The sequence below is a fragment of the Robbsia sp. KACC 23696 genome (assembly GCF_039852015.1).
GTDB lineage: Bacteria > Pseudomonadota > Gammaproteobacteria > Burkholderiales > Burkholderiaceae > Robbsia.
Window position 1 is genome coordinate 1,997,895 of record NZ_CP156626.1, and the last position, 18,538, is coordinate 2,016,432.

The window sequence follows — 18,538 nt, forward strand, 5'->3', positions numbered from 1 at the left end:
GATAATCCGGTCGAGATTGCGGCACCGCATTAACGTTTTTTACGGAAAGGGGTAAAATCAGAACGTTTTTACACCCGTATTAACGAAATTTCGGTGCCTCGATGGAAAATATGATCGGCTATCGATGGTTGAGTCGCCACTACGGCGTGGATGCCATCCAGCCCTACCCCATCGAGAGCGACATCGGACCGACGCGTCGGACGACGCTGCACGACGGGACCGTTCGCGAAACCTACACCGCCGCCATGAAGCCGGCCGATACGCTGGCCGGACACCTCACCTTCGCGCTGAAGCATGAAGGGGTGTTTCTCGAATTGCTCGCGCGGCTTTTCGACGTCCTGCCGGTCGCCGAACTAATCGACTGGGTCATGGCCGAGCGTACCGGTCAATATGCCCGCCGCGCCGGCTTTCTCTACGAATGGCTCACCGGAACCACCCTGGAAGGTGTGCCGCCGGTGACGGGCGGCGCCTATGTCGAGGCACTCGATCCTAAACACTATATCGTCGGCACGACCCCGACGAACAATAAACGTTGGCATATCCGCGACAATGTGCCCGGCACGCGTGCATTTTGCGCGACGGTCCGGCGCACGAAGGCCGTCATCGCAGCCGAAACGTACGATATCGCGGCGCAGCTCGATGCGCTGCAGGCCGAATATGGCGTGGACATTCTTCGGCGCAGTGCCGTCTGGCTGACGTTGAAGGAAAGCCGCGCCAGCTTCCAGATCGAGCACGAACAGGATCGTCGCGACCGCATCAAACGCTTCGCCGAGGTGATGGAGACACGGATCGGCCTCTATGATCGGCCGCTCGACCGCGAGACGCTGGCCGAACTGCAACGCGAGGTTATCGGCGATCGGACGACGATCACCCGCTTCGGCATACGCCAGTCGCCGGTCTTCGTCGGCGCCACCGAGCATTTCCGCGATGTCATTCATTACATCGCGCCGCACTGGGACGACGTCGACGGCATGCTGGATGGCTTGGAAGCGTTTCTGGCGACGACGATAGGCGCCTCGGCGATCGCACGCGCCGCGGTGCTGGCCTTCGCTTTTGTCTATATTCACCCATTTGTCGACGGCAACGGCCGGATTCATCGCTTCTTGATCAACGATATCCTGCGCCGCGACGGCGCGGTACCGCGTCCTTTCGTATTGCCGGTCTCGGCGGCGATCACCAGCCGTGCGCAATACGTTGCCGCTTACGATCAAGTATTGGAAACATTGTCGAAACCGCTGATGCAGCGCTACGGGCAATTCGCCTCGTTCGGCGCGCACCAACGTTATCCCGACGGCGTCCTGTCGAGTCTGGATTTCACCGCCTATGCGGACGCCCGCTTTGCCTGGCGTTATCCGGACCTCAGCGCACATACCGAATACCTTGCCGATTTGATCGATCGCACGATCCGTACCGAAATGCGTCAGGAAGCCAAGCTGATGCGTGACTGGGATAACGCGCGAACGGCGGTAAAGGACATCCTCGATGGCCCGAATACCGATATCGATCGCATCATTCGCGGCGTCCGCGATAATCAATGGCGTGTCTCGCATAAGCTGAGCAAGGAATTCCCGATCATCGAATCGGCCGGCCTTGGCGAGGCGATCATCGAGGCGATTCGGACGGCCTTCGACGATGCCGATGTCGGGCACGACGCATAAACACGCATCCCGCCCGGCATGTAATAAATTTACACTCTCATCCCGAAATACGCCGCTTGCGTCTTTTTTGTCCGCCTAGAATGCCGCATGCGATGTAATGTTATTACCTAGGGAGAGGTGATGCAATCTCATGCAACGGCAGTGAATAACGGGACGGAATCGCTTGCGCGCAAGCGCGCCGCCTACGGCGCATCGGTCGGAACGCTGATCGAATATTACGATTACTACCTGTATGGCCTGGCGGCGGCCACGATTTTCCCGAAAGTGTTTTTCCCGGGCCATGACGTGACGATGGCGCAGCTGGCGTCGTTCGCCTCGTTTGCCGTCGGCTTTTTGCTGCGCCCGTTGGGCGGCATCGTGTTCGGGCATATCGGCGACCGTGTCGGCCGTAAAGCCGCGCTGATGATCACCGTGATCGGCATGGGGCTTGCAACCGCCGCGATCGGCCTGATCCCGTCCGCGCAACACTGGGGCGCCCTGTCGCCGTTGCTACTGATCGTATGTCGCAGCTTTCAAGGCCTATTCGTCGGTGGCGAGATGGGCGGCGCCGCGACACTGATCGTCGAGCATGCGCCGCCCGGCAAGCGCGGCTTCTACGGCTCCCTGCTGATCGTCGGCGCCGGCATCGCGAATGTCCTCTCGGCCGGCCTGATGGCCTTGCTCGCACGCAATCAAACGTGGTTCCTGGATTGGGGATGGCGGCTGCCGTTTCTGTTCTCGCTCGTGCTGGTGCTCATCGCCACGGTGCTTCGGTCGCGTATCGAGGAATCGGACGAGTTCAAACAACGACAGCGCGAGACGCAGCGTGGACAGCAGAAGCGCCGTGCGCCGCTGTTCGAGGCGATCGTCAAGCACCCGAAGAACGTCGTGCTCGGGATTCTGATGGGCCTCGTACAAAGCATTGCCGGCTACGTCATCCTGACCTTCGGCCTGTCGCTCGTCGTCAAGCAAGGCGTGTCGCCGCAAGTCGGTTTCATCGGCACCTTCATCGTCGGCATACTGCAGATCTTCATGGCACCGGCCTGGGGCGCGCTGTCCGATCGCATCGGCCGGCGCACGCTGTATATCGCCGCGGCCATCGCCCTCGCCGTCTTCGTCTATCCGGTCCTGCTGCTCTACCAAACCAAAGAGCCCATGCTGATCTGGCTCGGCATGGTCATCGGTTTCGTCATACCGGGCGTGGCGATGCAGGCAACGTTCCAGACGATGCTGACGGAGATGTTCGACGTCGCGGCGCGCACGACAGGCGTGGGGCTCGGGTATCAACTGTCCAACGTCTTCGGTGGCGGCTTCGCCCCGATGATCTGCGTGGCCCTGGTCGCCTCGGCGGGCGGTGCGGTGTGGCCGGTCTTGATCTACGTCTCGGTGATTGCCGCGGTCAGTGTGCTGGCGACGATCTTTGCCTCACTGCGGCCGGACCACGCGATAAAATAGGCCTCCGCCGTCGCTGTTTTTTGAGAAACGGCAAGGCACGACCGCGTCGCCGACAAGCGCCGAGGCCGTGCCGCGCAACTGTGTTTTTGATGACCGATCTACTCAAAAAGCTGCATGACCGCCTGTCCGATCTGCCCGATGCGCAACAACGAGTCGCCCGATGTGTTCTGGACGCGCCTCGCGCCGCCGTCGGTGCGACGGTAGAGCAACTGGCGCTGCAAGCCGGCGTGTCGATGCCGACCGTCGTTCGCACATGCCGCGTCTTCGGGTATGCCTCGGTCAGGGAGTTCATGCTGGCACTGGCGCAGGATCTGGCGGTCACCGGCTCCTACCTGCATCGTAGCGTGCTGCCCGAAGACGGCACGCGGCAGGTCGTCAGCAAGATCATTCATGCGGCGGTATCGTCGCTGACGGACCTGAATCGCCTGATCGATATCGCCATGATCGAACGCGTGGTCGAGCATCTGGCGACGGCGCATCGCATCGATTGCTACTCCGTCGGCGCCACCTCCACCTTCATGGCGCAGGAATTGCAAAGTCGCCTGTTCCGACTGGGACGCCCGGCGAATGCGATATTCGACTTCCATCAGCAACTGGTTTCCGCGAACGACCTCGGGCCCGGCGGCGTGGCGTTCGTGATTTCACACGTCGGGCGCATGCCGCATACCTTGGAAGCGGCCAAATTCGCGCGCGCGCAAGGCGCGATCGTCGTCGCGCTGACGCAGCCCGGCACCCCCTTGGCAAAGATCGCGGATTTGCCGTTGTTGGTCTCGGTGCCGGAGGATGCGGTCATGCGCGTAGGCACGGAGGCCTATCTCGCGCATCTCGTGGTAATAGAAGCGCTGATGGTCTGTCTGGCGCAAAAGCTCGGCCCGGGTGCCACGCGTGGCCTGCGCCAGTATCACGATCTTCTCCGCGTCCATGGCTTCGATAGCGCCGAAGGACCGGATCTCGGAACGGACACGACGGCCTGAGCACACCTCGCCGACCTCGTCCGGCAAGGCACCCCACCCCACAACACCCCAAAACCTCGCATCGCGGCGGCGCCACGATCCAATGCCTGGCTCAGAGTGCGACAGCCTGCAGCGCAAGCTCGCTGTCGCGTCCACGCCGCTTGCGTCGACGCAGCGTCACGGGGGCCTGCGCGATCCCGCTCCACGCCTCCACCGCGCGACGCACCGCGCAGTCGAAAGACACGTCTTCGACCAGACAGCCGTCATCGATGGTGATGCGCCACACGGTACCGATGCGCGTGCTGCGGATGCGGCCATCCTCCATCAAATCCGCGTACCAACGCCACAGACGTGCATCGTCGATATTCGCACTCGCGGCGGCACGCAAACGTGCTATTTCGAGACTATGGTGATTCGTGCCCACCGTCACTCCTTTATGCCGCCGCGGCCTGGGGTTCGCTCATCTCAGAATGCAAAGCAACTGCAGCCCAACGCACCCCAGAATCCATTGGCGTCGCCGATGGGAACATTGCTGCGCCATGCAAAGGCGTGCGCGTGCTGGTGCACGCCGCAAAGCTTCACGCAGGCATCGCTGCAGGACGGATCCGTCGCCGCACGTGCTTGCGAGGCGAGCGGCCGATACCGCGCATAGCCGCCGAATTCCGCCACCGGCGACCAGGACGGACTCACCGGCAAAGCCGGCGGCGCCAATGTCTCGAAATCGCCGTCGGCATAGACGATCCGTCCATTGACCACGGTCAAGTTCGACGTCAGGTGTTTGATGTCGTCTTCGTCGATCGAAAAATAGTCGTCGCTCAATACCGCGAAGTCGGCGTACTGCCCGACCACCAAGGCCCCCTTCTTGGTTTCATCGTTTGAAAACCAGGCGCTGCCGACCGTGTAGCGCCGCAACGCTTCCATCCGGTCCAGACGATCGCGTACCGCATACATCTGCGTGCCGCCGACCGTGCGGCCCGACACCATCCAGAACAGCGAAACGAAGGGATTGAAGCTCGCCACACGCGTCGCATCGGTCCCGGCGCCCACCGGCAGACCGGCCGCCAGCATCTTGCGAATGGGGGGCGTATGTGCGGCGGCTTCGGCGCCGTAACGGGAAATGAAATACTCGCCTTGATAGGCCATCCGATGCTGCACGGCGATGCCGCCGCCAAGCGCGGCGATTCGATCGATATTGCGTTCGGTGATCGTCTCGCAATGATCGAAAAACCAGCGCAGGCCATTGAAGGGCGTATCGGCGTCGACGCGTTCGAATACGTCCAGGAAGCGCGCGATCGATTCGTCGTAGGTCGCGTGCAGCCGGAAAGGCCAGCGGTTTTGTACCAGCAGACGCACCACCGATTCCAGCTCGTCCTCCATCCCGTCGGGAAGATCCGGGCGAGGCTCCAGGAAGTCCTCGAAATCGGCCGCGGAAAATACCAGCATTTCCCCGGCGCCATTGACCTTCAGAAAATCATCGCCATCGCCCGGGCGCGTCGCCTTGACCCACTTCGTGAAGTCCTCGATTTCACGCTTCGCGTTTTGCGTGAAGAGGTTGTAGGCGATGCGCATCGTCAGTTCGCCGCGTTTCGCCAGATCCATGATGACGGCATAGTCGTCCGGATAGGCCTGATAGCCGCCGCCCGCGTCGATCGCGCTGGTCACGCCGAGGCGATTCAACTCACGCATGAAATGCCGCGTCGAATTCGCCTGATCGGCGAGTGGCAATTTCGGGCCCTTGGCCAGCGTGGCGTAGAGCAATCCGGCGTTGGGACGCGCGATCAGCATGCCGGTGGGATTACCCCGCTTGTCGCGTTGAATCTCGCCGCCAGGCGGATTCGGCGTCTCGCTGGTATAGCCGACCGCGCGCAGGGCGGCGGCGTTGAGCAAGGCGCTGTCGTATAGATGCAGGATAAAGACCGGCGTATCGGGCGCGATCGCATTGATCTCGTCGAGCGTCGGACCGCGCTTCTCGGCAAACTGAAACTCGTTCCAGCCACCGACGACCCGCACCCACTGCGGCGCCGGCGTGCGCGCCACCTGCGCACGCAACATCGCCAGCGCGTCATGCAGCGACGGCACGCCGTCCCAGCGCAGCTCCATATTGAAATTCAGCCCGCCGCGGATGACGTGCAGATGGGAATCATTGAGGCCGGGGATGACCGTTCGGCCGTTCAAATCGATCCGTCGGGCATCGTCACGCGCCCACGCCATCACCTGCGCCTCGCTACCGCTGGCGACGATCTTGCCGTCGGCGATGGCGAGCGCGGTGACGAAGGAACGTCGCGCGTCCTGGGTGGCGATCTTGCCGTTGTACACCACCAGATCGGCTATGCGGTTCACTTGTTCGACTGCGCTCATCATCCATCCTTCAGGAAAGTCGGCCGATCCCTCCCGATACGCGCGACGCGCACGTCATCGCATCGTTGGGATCCGAAGCGACAGCCTAACCAGTGCAGAATCCCCGGTCCTGACGAAAATCTGAAATGTTCTGAAAGATGTGCGCCCTGCGTCGGACGCGGATACGCATTACGCGGCGTACCAGAGCGGCATATCGCCGTCATGGCTGAAACGCGCCGCACCCGATGCGGCGTCCGTCGATGCCGCCGACATACCGGCGTCGCGCGCCGACTTCGAGACCGGTCTCGGCTTCGTACCCCACGGGGTGCCGCGCCTACCGCTCCAATCGGCCAGCGTGCCCGGCGCCTCGCCCTCGGCCCGCTCGATCGATTCGAACTTGGCTTGCAGCCGCACGTTTTTGGTATGAAGCAACCAGTTGGCTTCGCCGGCCTCGATCAATTTGTCGAGGGCGAAATGCCGAGTCGATCGCAGCATGCCATAACGGTTGCCGACGCCTCCACCGCTCGCCTCGCCCGGCAGCGCCGATTCGGTGCGAACCAAGGATTTGGCGACCAATCCGTAGAGTGCGTGGAACACGTCTTCGCCGTTCAACCGATTGCAGGAAACGGCATTGCAGGCCGCCCCCAAGGTGAACGCTTGCTCGAAAAGCGATAGTCGCCGAAAGACCGCCTGTTCGAAGTCGCTGAGCATGTCATAGCTCCACTGCAGCATCGACTGCAGCGTACGATGCCGGCGCGGCGCGCCGCGCACGCCATTGGACAACGTCAACATGCTGGCATCGAGCTGCGTCATCAGCGCACCCAGCCCGATCAATTCGGCGCGTTGCGCCGCCAGTTCGATGGCCAGCGGCAAGCCATCCATCAGACGGCAGACGCTCGCCACCATCTGAATCGGAAACGCCGCATCGTTTTCATGTGCGCTCAGCACGCGCCCGCGTTTCATGAACAACTGGACCGCGGGACTGCGTCGCGCTTCGGTATCGCTAGCGTGGACGCCCGGCACGGCAAGCGGACCGACACGCCATAAACACTCGCCCGCCATGCCCAGCGGCTCGCGACTCGTCGCCATCACGCGCATCTCCGGACAGGCGGCCATCGCGTGCTGACACAGGGCGATGGCGGCATCGATATCGCGCTCGCAACTCTCGAGCACCAGCAGGACCGGCCCGGAACGGCCTGCCGTGTCGGGCCAATGCCGAGGGTGATTGCCCCGAATACTGTTTGCGCCGTGGGGCGCGTCGCGATCATCCCCCTTGCGCGCATCGTCGGGGTCGGCGACGTCGGCAAGGTCGAGGCACTCCAGGCGCGCCCCGGTCCGCTCGCACCAGCTCCGAGCGAATGCAAACGCCAATGCCGTCTTCCCGACGCCCCCTGGACCGAGCAGCGTCACGAAGGGCTCCGCCGAAAACCGCTCCATCAGGTCCGCCAGCATCGATTCGCGGCCGATCAGAAGCGGACCCCGTACCACGCGTTGCAAGGTAGGCGACAGCGGATGCTGCGGCACGGGCGCCATCGGCGTCGCCATCACCGTCACGGCGCCGACCTCGCCAACGGTTGCGCCGATGCCCTGCATCGCCTCGGCGGCATGGTTCGCCTCCGTCACTGCGACGGGCACGCTGTCGGGCGCCGCCAGCCGATAACCCCGGCCGGCAATCGTTTTGATCCATGCTTTGCCCAACAACTTGCGCAGCGCGGAGACATGGACCTGAATATTGTTATCGATGACCACCGCATGCGGCCAGACGGCGGCCAGGATGGCATCCTTGGACACGATGCCTCCGTCGGCCGCGATCAGCAGCTCGAGGATGTCGAACGCCCGCATGCTGATAGGCTGCGGGATGCCATCAAGATAGACTTCGCGTCGTGCCAGCGACACGTCCAGCCGATCGAATCGGTGCATGATGTTCTCGCTCAATAAACAGCGCTCCAAGCTCGAATGATCCGGATATAACCACCGCCCGGACGCAATGCGTATCGGGCGCGTGGGGCATCCTAGCCCGGCACGATGGATCCGTCTTGGCGAATACTGACCCGTTTTGTCGAAAATTGCGCCGAAGCGGGCATCATGGCCGTCGGATGCCGCACGTGCGACGCGTCGATCCGCGCGCCCTCACCGCCGACTTTCCGACATGATCCCATGGCGACGTCGCCACTGGCCCGGCGAGACGCCGACGACCTTGGAGAAGACGCGCGTGAAATGCGCTTGATCGGAAAATCCGCAGGCACTGGCCACATCGACCAGCGTCATCGCACCCTGCGCCAGCCACACCTGCGCACGCGCAATACGTTGGGTCAGTTGCCATTGGTACGGCGTCTGCCCCATCGATCCCCGAAACGCCCGAATGAAATAGCTCGGGGATAGCCGACATTCGGCGGCGATCGACTCGATCGATACCCCGACGCCGGCACCGGTGGCGCTCAGCAACTCTTTCGCACGCGCCACCTGCGGCGCCGACAGAACGGCACGGCGCGGCTGGGTCGTGACAGGGCTGCCCGCGTATTGCGAGACGAGATGGCAGCCTACCGCCAAGCCGATCTGTTCCAAAAAAAGCGCCTGCGAGTCGTCCGGCAAGGCAAAAGCCGGCAGCATGGCGCGCATCAGATGCCCGAGCGTATCGTCGCGACAGCCGGTGCGATTGCGCAAACCGCCGACGGGGCGCCGCGTGACATCGGCGCCGAGCCGCGCCAGCCAGTCGTGACTGAATTCCACCAGCATGAAATCGAAGGCGCCCGACAGCGCCGCGCGATAGGGATCCGCGAAATCGCGGATATAGATCGCGTTTTCCGAGAAATCATGGGTCGCGGCACTCCGGCCGCGCAGGAGTCGGCGTCGATGGCCGCCGCGCAGGGAGACGCCCAGCAGAAAGCCGCGATCCGCCGCCGGCGTTTCGACCTCGATGGCGACATCCTGCCCCGCGTATTTACGATGAAAACGAAGGGCACCCGCGTCGCGTTGCCGACTCAAGGTCAGGCGATCCAGTGCGCAGCCCAATCCATCCACCGGTGCGGCGGAGGGTAAGACGTCGTGGCATCGATTCTCGGTGATCACGGGCGTATTCTCCGAAAACGTCGAAAACGCGATAAGCGCGCGTTCTCCAGCACGCTTAACTGTAGTAATGCGTAGTAAAGTGCGGCACGCGGCGCGCCATTGATCGCATGCGTGCCGCAGTATAAATCATGTCGATTTTCCGTGCTGCGATGCAGTGTGCCGTTTGTGCCCGGCATCTCGGGCGAGCACCTTTTATGTCGCGCGACACCGTCCCACTATGTGGCAAGGTGGCTTGTCCTTCCCCGCGTCGTGCCTTGCCGACCGACGACGGGCTGGTCGATCGGCTGCGCAGCAATTCCCGCTTGGCGATGATGTCGCGGCGATAATCGATCATCGCGTCGTGCGCATGATCGCGTGCTTTTTCCAGGCGTTCGCGCGTGGGCGACTCGCTTGGAAACGCCCCGAAAAACGTCAGGTAGTCGGCGCGATAGCTTTGCGGCGGCTACGCCTCGTAATCGCGGTTGTCCTGATCGGTGTTGTCCCAATCCAAGAAGGCCGGGGCATGGCGTTTCATCGCCTTGCTCAGCGCGACATGCGTCAGGTAGATGGCCGTGCAGCCGGCGCTGTTACGCACCTGCCCGCGCAGGTAGGTCATGCAGTGCTCCGGCGCATCGAGCCAATGCGCCATCACCGATGTCGTGAGAAGGGGCGCCTCCTGGATATCGACGTTGCTTGCGGGCAAATTCATCACGGCCACGCGATGGACATGCTCGCTGACCAACGCGCGCAGATTCGCGATGGTCGGCCGGTCGAGCGTGATCGGTCAGCGTCGCGCCGTCGGGCACGTGGATCGTCTGGCCGTCCGCCGCCAGCGTGACGCTCGGCGCACGCGGCACTGCGGGAACGGGTATCGCCGACGCCGCAGATGCCGCGGATGCCACGCGCTCCGCGGTGCCGAAGACGACGTGCGCGCGTCGGATAGATGGGCGCTCAGGTTTTTGGGATAAGCGACACTTCGCGCAGCGCTTCGGGCGTTGCCGTGCCGAAACCGAAGAATTCGAGATAGGCCGGGATCATCTCGTACAACATATCGGTACCGACCTGGACCTGACAGCCCTTTTCCCGCGCCGCCTGCAGTAGCGGCGTATAGACCTTCGTCATCACGACTTCACCCACGAAGGTTTCCGGCGCGATGCGATCGACATCGAACGGGATCGGATCGCCTTCCTTCATGCCCAGCGGCGTCGCATTGACGATCAGGTCATAGCCGTGCGGATCGCGTGAGCCGACATCGACGCGCAAAGCGGGATAGTGCTGCTTCAGCCGCCCCGCCAGCGCATCGACGCTCTGGGTCTGGGTATCGAAGAGCATCATCTCGGCGACGCCCGCGCCGGCCAGCGACGCGGCAATGGCGGAGCCGACACCCCCGCTGCCTAGCACCAGCACGCGCGCGCCCTGCAGGACCTTGCCTTTGCGCAACACGCCGCGCACGAAGCCCGCGCCGTCGAACTGGTCGCCCAGCAGGCTCCCGTCCGGGCGCTTGAGAATCGCGTTGCAGGCACCGGCGATCGCCGCTGTAGGCGTGACCTCGTCCATCAATTCGCTGGTGACGATCTTATGCGGCATCGTCACCAGCGCGCCGGTGATGTTGGTCAACTTGAACAACGTCGGTATGAAGCTGCGATAGTCGTCGGGCACCACGCCCATCGGCACCACCACCGCGTCGATGCCCTGCTTGTCGAACCAAGGATTGTAGATCAGCGGTGCCTTGAAACCCTCGGTCGGATAACCGAGGTGCGCGATCAACGTCGTCTTTCCGGAAATCATAAAATGCTCCACCCCTTCAATGTCATGCGCCGGCGATCCGGCCGATGCCTCAGTCCAAGGGGATATCGACACGGCGCACATCGCCGATAATAAAAATATACGACAAGGCGCCCAGCAGTGCTGCCGCGCCCACATACGTCAACGCGTAAAAGAACGAACCGGTCTTCGCCACGATCAGGCCAATCACCAGCGGCGTGATGATGCCGGCCAGGTTGGCGCAGAAATTGAAGATGCCGCCAGTCAGACCCATCAGCTTCTTCGGCGCGATGTCCGAGATCAGCGTCCAGCCCAGTCCCACCATGCCTTGCCCGAAGAAAGCGAACGACAGGATGGCGATGACGACGGCGTCGTTGTTGACGAAATTGGCCGAGATGATCGTCGAGGCCGCCAGCAGGCCGAAGATGATCGGGGCCTTGCGTGCGATGCTTGCCGAGCCCGTGCGCTTCAGCAATGCATCGGAGATCCACCCGCCCAGCATCACGCCGATAGCGGCCGCCAGGAACGGCATCACAGCGAAGAAGCCGACTTTCAACCAACCCATATGGCGCTCGGTGGCCAGATAGGTCGGGAACCAAGTCAGGAAGAACACCAGCGTCGTGTTACCGGCGAACTGGCCCAGGCAGGCACCGGCGATCTGCCGCTTGCCCAACAAGGCACGCACGCGGCCCCAGGAGAAGCCCATCGGCTGCTCGCTCTTCGATTCCAGGCCACCGCCTTCGGCGATGTAATCCAGCTCGGCACGGTTGACGGTCTTCGAGTCGCCCGGTTCGCGATAGATTACCCACCACACCAGCGCGAACAGGATGCCGATCGCGCCGACGACGATGAACAGCGCACGCCAGCCCCACGTGCCCATCAACCAGAACAAGGCCGGTGCGAAACAGGCCAGACCCAGGTATTCACCCACCGTGTAGATCCCGGTGGCACGCGCGCGCTCCTGCTGCGGGAACCACGTCGCGACGACGCGGCTATTGGTCGGAAAGCACGGGGCTTCGCTGGCACCCAACAGAAAGCGCGCCAGCAGCAAGGACTTCAAGCCGAAGGCGAAGCCCTGCACTAGCGTGAAAGCCGACCAGAACGCGAGCGACAGCGCATACGTCAAGCGGCTACCGAAACGGTCGAGGAACAGGCCGCCGGGAATCTGGAAGAATGCATAGGTCCAGGAGAATGCCGAGAACACGAGGCCCATGATCGCCGCATCGATGCCCAGCTCTTTCGTCATCGTCGGTGCGGCAATGCCGAGGACCGTGCGGTCCATGTAGTTGATCATCGTGGCAATCGCCAGCAAGGCGAGGACGACGAAGCGCACGCGCGTGCGTCGAACGGCACGCGTATCGGCCTGTGCATCGGTCCCTGGTTCCCCGCTTCCCCGTTGCGGGTTGTCACCGGTGAGGTGTCGCATTGCTCTCTCCTGAGGCCGTTCCCGGCGCTGAATCCGCCGAATTTTTCCGCGCGCCGTCTTTTTGATCGCGGCGCGGGCATCGGCTGTTTGCTGAACACGCAAGATCCCGGCTATTGAAATCGGGCCCTTTCGTGGGGACCAGGCGATGCGACATCCCGCCGCATTGCCTGCATGACGCAAAATGTACGAACTAGTACGTTAACGTGTCAACTGCCCCGGCAAGGCGGAAATAGCGCGTCACTGCGGTCAGCACGATTCGAGAGATGCAAAAAATTGCATCGAAATCAATTGCTTCCGATGCCTCTATCTTAAATTTTTGCAGGCATCGCTGTCATGCAATAAGGCCCGGCCTGCGGGTAAACCTGATCCCTGAGAAGCAATAAAAAAGCCGAACCGTGGCTAAACGGCTCGGCTTTTACCTGCCTTGTCATGGTCTGACGCCGACTCGTTTCGACAAGACGCGCGCGCGCGAATCAGTACTTCGGCGTGCCTCGCTTGCGCCCCCGATTCACGCCGATCAGCACGCATAGCAGGATCACCAGCAACACGATGGCGATGCCGATACCCAACCCCCAATGCGCCAGCGACAGCAGCGGCGACGGCGCGCCGCCCGAACGCAACACGGCAACATCGGCGGCACTGACGGGCTCGGCCGGGTGCCCGTAGTTCGCCATCAGATAGTTCGTCAGCGTCGCCACTTGCGTGTCCGACAGCTTATCCGCGAAGGCCGGCATGTCCACCGGCAGCAGGCCCTTGCTGTCCTGCTCGGCCGCTTCGGCGGTCGTGATCAAACGGTCGGCCGCCGCGGCACTCGCCCCATTCGCCGTGGCCGCCTCCTTGCTGGGATGCGACACGCCTTGCAGGATCGCCATCACCAGATTGTCGGTCCTCGCATGCCCCAGCGCCGTGTTGTGGAACAACGATGGCAGGCCGCCATCGGCACTGCCCTGGCCATTGGCCTGGTGGCAGCTCGCGCAATTCGCGTCATACAGCTGCGCGCCGCTGGCCTTGTTGGCGTCGTCTGGCCAGGGCTGCAGGCGCACGGCGTCCGGCTGCTGCGTCGGCGCACCCCAGGCATACGGCGCCGACGTGTCGGCCGCGTCGTGCACGGCGGGCACCGATTGCAGATACACGGCCATCGCCCGCAGGTCCGCATCGCTCATGTGCTGGAAACTGTGTTCGATCGCTTCGGCCATCGGGCCGGCAGCCTGCGCCTTGCCCGCCGCCACACCGGTCTTCAGGTAGGAGACGATCTCGGCTTCGCTCCAGCCGCCGATGCCGCTGTGCGCATCGGAAGTGATGTTCGGCGCGTACCACGTGCCCACCGTCCCGCCTGCCAGCGCCAGCTTGTCGTTTTCCGCCATCAATGCATTCCGCGGCGTATGGCAGGTGCTGCAATGCGCGAGGCCTTCCACCAGATAGGCGCCACGATTCCATTCGGCGCTCTTCGCGCTATCCGGCTGGAAGCGATGCCCGTCGAGGAAGAGCAGATTCCACGCGGCCATCGACAGTCGAATGTTGAACGGGAACGGCAAGGCCGTCGGCGGCGCGGCATGATCGGCGGCCGGCACCCCCTTCATGAAGTAGGTGTAGAGCGCGTGGACGTCCTCGTCGCTGACTTTCGCATACGAGGTGTAGGGCATGGCCGGATACAACTGCGCGCCGTCGGCACGCTTGCCTTCACGCAAGGCCGCGGCAAACTGCGCCTCGGTGTAGCGACCGATGCCATCCTGCTGCGACGGCGTGATATTCGTCGAATAGATCGTGCCGAGCGGCGTCGCGATCGGCAATCCGCCGGCGAACGGCGTACCGCCCTTCGCGGTGTGGCAGGCGATGCAGTCGCCGGCCTGCGCGAGATAGCTGCCGCGCGCGATCAGCGCGGACTCGCTTTCCGGCGCCGCCGGCGTTTGCGCAAAGGCCATGCTTGCGGGGAGCAGGCAGGTGGCGGCCAGCAGCAGCGGCGCGCGCGGCACCAGGCGACGCAAAGGGGCCATCAGGAAGCGCATCATCATGCCCCCTTCAGGATGTGATCGACGGTGCGCAGCGCCAGCGCGGCGCCCGTCAGTGTCGAGTTGACCGTCGCCGCCGTCGGCATGACGCCGGTGCTCGCCAGGAACAGATTCTCGTGATCGTGCGTGCGCCCGAACGCATCGCACACCGAGTCGCTCGGGTCATGGCCCATCGATAAAGTGCCGGTGATATGTTGGTTATTGCTGTAGACGCCGTCCGGCGACTTGCGCAGATTGGTGCCGCCCATCAGCGCCGCGATCTTCAGATAGAAGTCCATCGACGCCTGCATGCCTTTCTCGACGTAGTCGCTCATCCGATACTCGACGGCCGGCCGCGGCAGACCCATCGCATCCTTCTGGTCACTGAGGAAGATACGGTTGCGAGGATCCGGCAGGATTTCCAGCACGTTCTTCAAGCTGGTCTGGCGTGCCGCACGATGGCGGATCTGCTTTGCCAATTCGGGACCATAGACGCCTTGGTCGATCAGGTTCTGCGTCACCGACAGCACTTGCGAGGAATTGCTGATATCCACGCGGAACGCCGCGTGTTCGCCGCGGAAGTCGCCGTCGCGCATCATCTGGATCGATGACGGGCTCATCGGCCCGCGCCCGGCCCAGACCTCGTCCTCCGCCTCGAAGGTCAGCGAATTGCTCGGGTGATCCATCAAGTTGCGCCCGACCGTACCCGAGCTGTTGGCCAAGCCGTCCTTGAACTTGTCGCTGGCCGACATCAGCAGCAGGCGCGGACTTTCGATGCCATTCGCGGCGACGATAAACGTCTTGCCGGTCACGCGATGCGAGACCTTGTTGCGATCGTAGTAATGCACGGCGACGATCTTGCCGCGGGCATCGTGTTCGATCCGATAAACGACTGCGTTCTCGACCAGACGCGCACCGGCCGCCTCTGCCGCATCGGCGGCCAGGCCACCGTGATATTGCGCATCGATCGGACAGATCGGCATGCAGTTGTTATTGCCGCAACAGGCCGGACGACCGTCATAGCTCCGGCTGTTGCGCGCGGTGGTATTGGTCACCACCGGAATGCCGGCCGGTGCCAACCGTTCGCGAAAGCGCTGCTCCAGATAGGATTCGGTTACCGGCTGCATCGGAAACGGCTTGCTGCGCGGCGAACCGTTATCCACCGGACCGGAGACGCCCATCTTGACTTCGGCTTCGTAATAAAACGGTTCGAGCGCCGCATAATCGATCGGCCAGTCGCGACCGATACCATAGAGCGACTTGATCTTCATATCGTTCGGCAACACGCGCCACGCTTGCGCCGCCCAGTGCCAGGTCGTGCCGCCGACGATACGAATATATTCGGGCTCGTACGGATAGGGCCCTTTTTGCACGATGTAGTTGTTCTTCTCCGGCTTATACAACGGATGCGGCGACCACTCGGAGAAGGGATAAGGCGACATGAAGTCGTTCTTGCGCGGCGAATTGCGGAAGTTCGCGACGATATGCGCGCGGTCGATACGCGGTCCCGATTCGAGGATCAGCACCGACGCGCCCGCCTGGGCGAACTTATGCGCCGACAGCGAGCCGATAATGCCCGAGCCGATGACGACGACATCGGCATTCGTTGGCACCGGACCGCGGGGGCCGGCAGTATCGTTTGATGAGCTTGACATGGTCTGTGTGGACAGGCAGGGAGCGCGCGGACGGCCGGCCCTGCTTATTGTTCGATTTCGGTACGTTGGTGATGCGGATAGAGGCCACCGGGCCCTGCGGCGGACGGTGCGCGATGCGTTGCAACGCAAGGCGGAACCGACGCGCGGCGGGATCCTCGGTTAGACCATCGGCGGCAAGGTGAGCGTCGACGGATCGACGCGCCAGGTGCCGTAGCTGCCATACGCGTAGCTCGGCGGGCGCAAACGATCCGCCGTCACCCGATACATCAGGCTGCTGACATAGGTCAGCGCCCGCGCCTTCGTGCCGCTGCCGACCACGCCGATGAACCAGGCACCCAGGATCCGGCGCGGCAGCGCGGCGAACGGCGCCTTTGCCGCATCCAGCGCGGCCTGCCACTGCAGCGGATCCGCGGGCTGGCCCTTGAGGAAGGTGTCGAGCGCCACGCAGGCGTCGCCGAATCCGGCGTCCTGCTGTTGCAGCGCCGCCAGCAACACCTCGGCTTGCGTGGCATCCAGCGGAATGTCGCCGCTGAGGGCATGGGAGACGCGCAAAAACGCCGCCCGTGCTTCCGCGCTGATGACGGCAGCGGGCGCCGTGGACGCGGCGGGAACGCCATCGGCGGCCCAGGCCTTGTGCTGCCACAGTCCGCCGAGCAGCATCGGCAGCCAGGGCGCCGTGCCCAATGCCAATGCCCCACCAATAAAAAAGCGGCGGGCGGTATCGATGGGCGGGGAATGACGGGCGGTCGAGACATCGGCCGCGTGCGCGACGGCGCGTGAGGCGGCGGCGTCCGGTGCTGGCGCCTGCGTCGTCCTGGGTAAACCTGATTGCATTTTTGGGACCCCTTGTTCTTATGCTTCTTACGAAACGGGCCAATTATGGCTAGGGCAAGCTTTCAGGGTCCAATGCGATTTCTGTCGCCGACGATTCACAAAATGAATGAAGGACCGGTCGCGCCCTCGATGTACTGCTGCGACCGATAGACACAGCGCGCGCGGACGGGTCGCGCGAACCCGCGAAAGAGCGGACTTTTTGCGCACGCGGTAATATGTCGAACCGGCAAAACCGGTTCCAATGTGGTACAGCGCACGCCGCGCCGCAGTGGATCGAGGGGGAGGCTCCGTATCGAACGCAAGCGATCCCTGCCCGGCGCCTACCCGCTGCCGAACGATCTCGAATGGCCCAGCCATGTCGCCGAATATCAAGCATCTGAAAGCCTTTCTCCACGTCGCGCAAAGCGGTGGATTCATCCTGGGCGCGATTCGCGCCAACATGTCCCAGCCCACATTGAGCCGGACCATCCGGATGCTCGAAGACGAGTTGGGCACCCGCCTGTTCGACCGCGACGCGCGCGGCACGGTGCTGACGCCCGCGGGACGCGAGCTGGTCAATGTGGCGCGACGTCTGATCGAACGCAATCAGGTGGAATGGACGCACTTCCAGCGCTTTTTAAATGGCGAACAGGGCCGCATCGGCATCGCCACGCTGCCGTCGCTGTCCAGCGCCTTGCTGCCAGGGGCGATCACCAGCGTGGCGACAGCGCATCCCGACTTGCAGTTCGGCATCGACGAGGCCGCCGCAGAAGAGGTGGAGTCGAGCGTCCTGAAAGGGACTGTCGATATCGGCTTGACGGTGAAGCCGGCCGACGAAGCGTTGTTCGAGTGGGAGCCGCTGCTGACCGACCGATTCGGCCTGGTGATGCGCACCGACGATCCGCTAGCGCACGCGGCGGCCTGCGAATGGCAGACGCTTGGCGAACGTGCCTTCGCCTCGCACGTTTCGGGCACCAGTCATTGCCGCTATCAGACTTCGGCGCTTTGGACCGCCGGCATCCAGGCGGAACCGGCGATACGCTGCCGTGAAATCGCGACATTGGCAGCCTTCGTCGAAAGCGGCTTCGCGCTGGGCTTGCTGCCGCAGCTCTGCATGCCGCTGATCCATCAAACCACCCTCACCTGGCGCCCGCTGATCGCGCCCGTCGCGAGTCGGCAACTGGGCGTCCTGTTCCGTCGTACCGAAGCCGGTAATGGGCCCGCGCAACGGGCACCGGCGGTGGACGCCTTGCTGGTCGCCCTGCGCAAAACCGCGGCGATCACGGCGCTCCCGGGTTTCGATCCGGCAGGCCTGAAGATCGAGGCGGAAATGGCGACAAACACGGCGCTGGCAGAGTCCGCCGACCTTCCCGCGTCTCGCTTGGCCGCGGCATGCTTTGTGCTAGGAAATACCCCTGTATCCACACCCCGCTAGTGCCGGTCCGCGAGACCGGCGCTAGCC

General features: G+C 63.3%; 14 protein-coding genes. 4 read left to right on the plus strand and 10 right to left on the minus strand.

The window, feature by feature from the left end:
• Positions 1-101: 101 nt before the first annotated feature.
• From ABEG21_RS08420 to ABEG21_RS08430, 3 genes are all read left to right on the plus strand, one after another.
• Positions 102-1,658: a Fic family protein gene (locus ABEG21_RS08420; RefSeq protein WP_347554222.1), complete on the plus strand. Its 1,557-nt coding sequence runs from the start codon at positions 102-104 to the stop codon at positions 1,656-1,658.
• Positions 1,659-1,778: 120 nt separating this feature from the next.
• Complete coding sequence (locus ABEG21_RS08425) at positions 1,779-3,092, plus strand: MFS transporter (protein ID WP_347554223.1); 1,314 nt, start codon at positions 1,779-1,781, stop codon at positions 3,090-3,092.
• A gap of 89 nt (positions 3,093-3,181) precedes the next feature.
• Complete coding sequence (locus ABEG21_RS08430; protein ID WP_347554224.1) at positions 3,182-4,066, plus strand: MurR/RpiR family transcriptional regulator; 885 nt, start codon at positions 3,182-3,184, stop codon at positions 4,064-4,066.
• Positions 4,067-4,157: 91 nt separating this feature from the next.
• Here ABEG21_RS08430 and ABEG21_RS08435 read toward each other — a convergent pair whose 3' ends face one another.
• From ABEG21_RS08435 to ABEG21_RS08480, 10 genes are all read right to left on the minus strand, one after another.
• Entirely contained in the window at positions 4,158-4,469 is a 312-nt protein-coding gene (locus ABEG21_RS08435) for a hypothetical protein (RefSeq protein WP_347554225.1), read from the minus strand.
• A 41-nt stretch (positions 4,470-4,510) separates the two neighbouring features.
• Entirely contained in the window at positions 4,511-6,403 is a 1,893-nt protein-coding gene (locus ABEG21_RS08440) for an amidohydrolase (protein ID WP_347556679.1), read from the minus strand.
• Positions 6,404-6,571: 168 nt separating this feature from the next.
• Positions 6,572-8,302, minus strand: coding sequence for a winged helix-turn-helix domain-containing protein (locus ABEG21_RS08445; protein WP_347554226.1), 1,731 nt, complete (start codon positions 8,300-8,302; stop codon positions 6,572-6,574).
• 210 nt (positions 8,303-8,512) lie between these two features.
• Positions 8,513-9,451 carry a helix-turn-helix transcriptional regulator gene (locus ABEG21_RS08450; RefSeq protein WP_347554227.1) on the minus strand — a complete coding sequence of 313 codons (939 nt, stop codon included), beginning with the start codon at positions 9,449-9,451 and terminating at the stop codon, positions 8,513-8,515.
• Positions 9,452-9,893: 442 nt separating this feature from the next.
• On the minus strand, positions 9,894-10,139 hold the full coding sequence (locus ABEG21_RS08455) for a hypothetical protein (protein ID WP_347554228.1): 246 nt from the start codon (positions 10,137-10,139) through the stop codon (positions 9,894-9,896).
• Positions 10,140-10,381: 242 nt separating this feature from the next.
• Positions 10,382-11,218, minus strand: coding sequence for a shikimate dehydrogenase (locus ABEG21_RS08460; protein ID WP_347554229.1), 837 nt, complete (start codon positions 11,216-11,218; stop codon positions 10,382-10,384).
• A gap of 49 nt (positions 11,219-11,267) precedes the next feature.
• Entirely contained in the window at positions 11,268-12,620 is a 1,353-nt protein-coding gene (locus ABEG21_RS08465) for an MFS transporter (RefSeq protein WP_347554230.1), read from the minus strand.
• 473 nt (positions 12,621-13,093) lie between these two features.
• A complete protein-coding gene (locus ABEG21_RS08470) occupies positions 13,094-14,632 on the minus strand; it encodes a cytochrome c (protein WP_347554232.1) in 1,539 nt (512 codons plus the stop codon).
• Positions 14,629-16,221, minus strand: coding sequence for a GMC family oxidoreductase (locus tag ABEG21_RS08475; RefSeq protein WP_347554233.1), 1,593 nt, complete (start codon positions 16,219-16,221; stop codon positions 14,629-14,631). Before ABEG21_RS08475 ends, ABEG21_RS08470 begins: the two co-directional genes overlap by 4 nt.
• Before the next feature lie 201 nt (positions 16,222-16,422).
• Entirely contained in the window at positions 16,423-17,097 is a 675-nt protein-coding gene (locus ABEG21_RS08480) for a sugar dehydrogenase complex small subunit (RefSeq protein ID WP_347554234.1), read from the minus strand.
• Between the two features lie 355 nt (positions 17,098-17,452).
• Between ABEG21_RS08480 and ABEG21_RS08485 the strand changes: the two genes are divergently transcribed.
• Positions 17,453-18,511 (plus strand): LysR family transcriptional regulator, encoded by a 1,059-nt coding sequence (locus ABEG21_RS08485; RefSeq protein ID WP_347554235.1) that lies wholly within the window; start codon positions 17,453-17,455, stop codon positions 18,509-18,511.
• The last annotated feature ends 27 nt before the right edge of the window (positions 18,512-18,538 follow it).

Excerpts from the sequence above, each read along its gene's own strand:
- ABEG21_RS08420 (WP_347554222.1), top strand. The coding sequence starts at position 102 with ATGGAAAATATGATCGGCTATCGATGGTTGAGTCGCCACTACGGCGTG.
- ABEG21_RS08425 (WP_347554223.1), top strand. The coding sequence starts at position 1,779 with ATGCAATCTCATGCAACGGCAGTGAATAACGGGACGGAATCGCTTGCG.
- ABEG21_RS08430 (WP_347554224.1), top strand. The coding sequence starts at position 3,182 with ATGACCGATCTACTCAAAAAGCTGCATGACCGCCTGTCCGATCTGCCC.
- ABEG21_RS08440 (WP_347556679.1), bottom strand. The coding sequence starts at position 6,403 with ATGAGCGCAGTCGAACAAGTGAACCGCATAGCCGATCTGGTGGTGTAC.
- ABEG21_RS08445 (WP_347554226.1), bottom strand. The coding sequence starts at position 8,302 with ATGCACCGATTCGATCGGCTGGACGTGTCGCTGGCACGACGCGAAGTC.
- ABEG21_RS08455 (WP_347554228.1), bottom strand. The coding sequence starts at position 10,139 with ATGAATTTGCCCGCAAGCAACGTCGATATCCAGGAGGCGCCCCTTCTC.
- ABEG21_RS08460 (WP_347554229.1), bottom strand. The coding sequence starts at position 11,218 with ATGATTTCCGGAAAGACGACGTTGATCGCGCACCTCGGTTATCCGACC.
- ABEG21_RS08465 (WP_347554230.1), bottom strand. The coding sequence starts at position 12,620 with ATGCGACACCTCACCGGTGACAACCCGCAACGGGGAAGCGGGGAACCA.
- ABEG21_RS08470 (WP_347554232.1), bottom strand. The coding sequence starts at position 14,632 with ATGATGATGCGCTTCCTGATGGCCCCTTTGCGTCGCCTGGTGCCGCGC.
- ABEG21_RS08480 (WP_347554234.1), bottom strand. The coding sequence starts at position 17,097 with ATGCAATCAGGTTTACCCAGGACGACGCAGGCGCCAGCACCGGACGCC.
- ABEG21_RS08485 (WP_347554235.1), top strand. The coding sequence starts at position 17,453 with ATGTCGCCGAATATCAAGCATCTGAAAGCCTTTCTCCACGTCGCGCAA.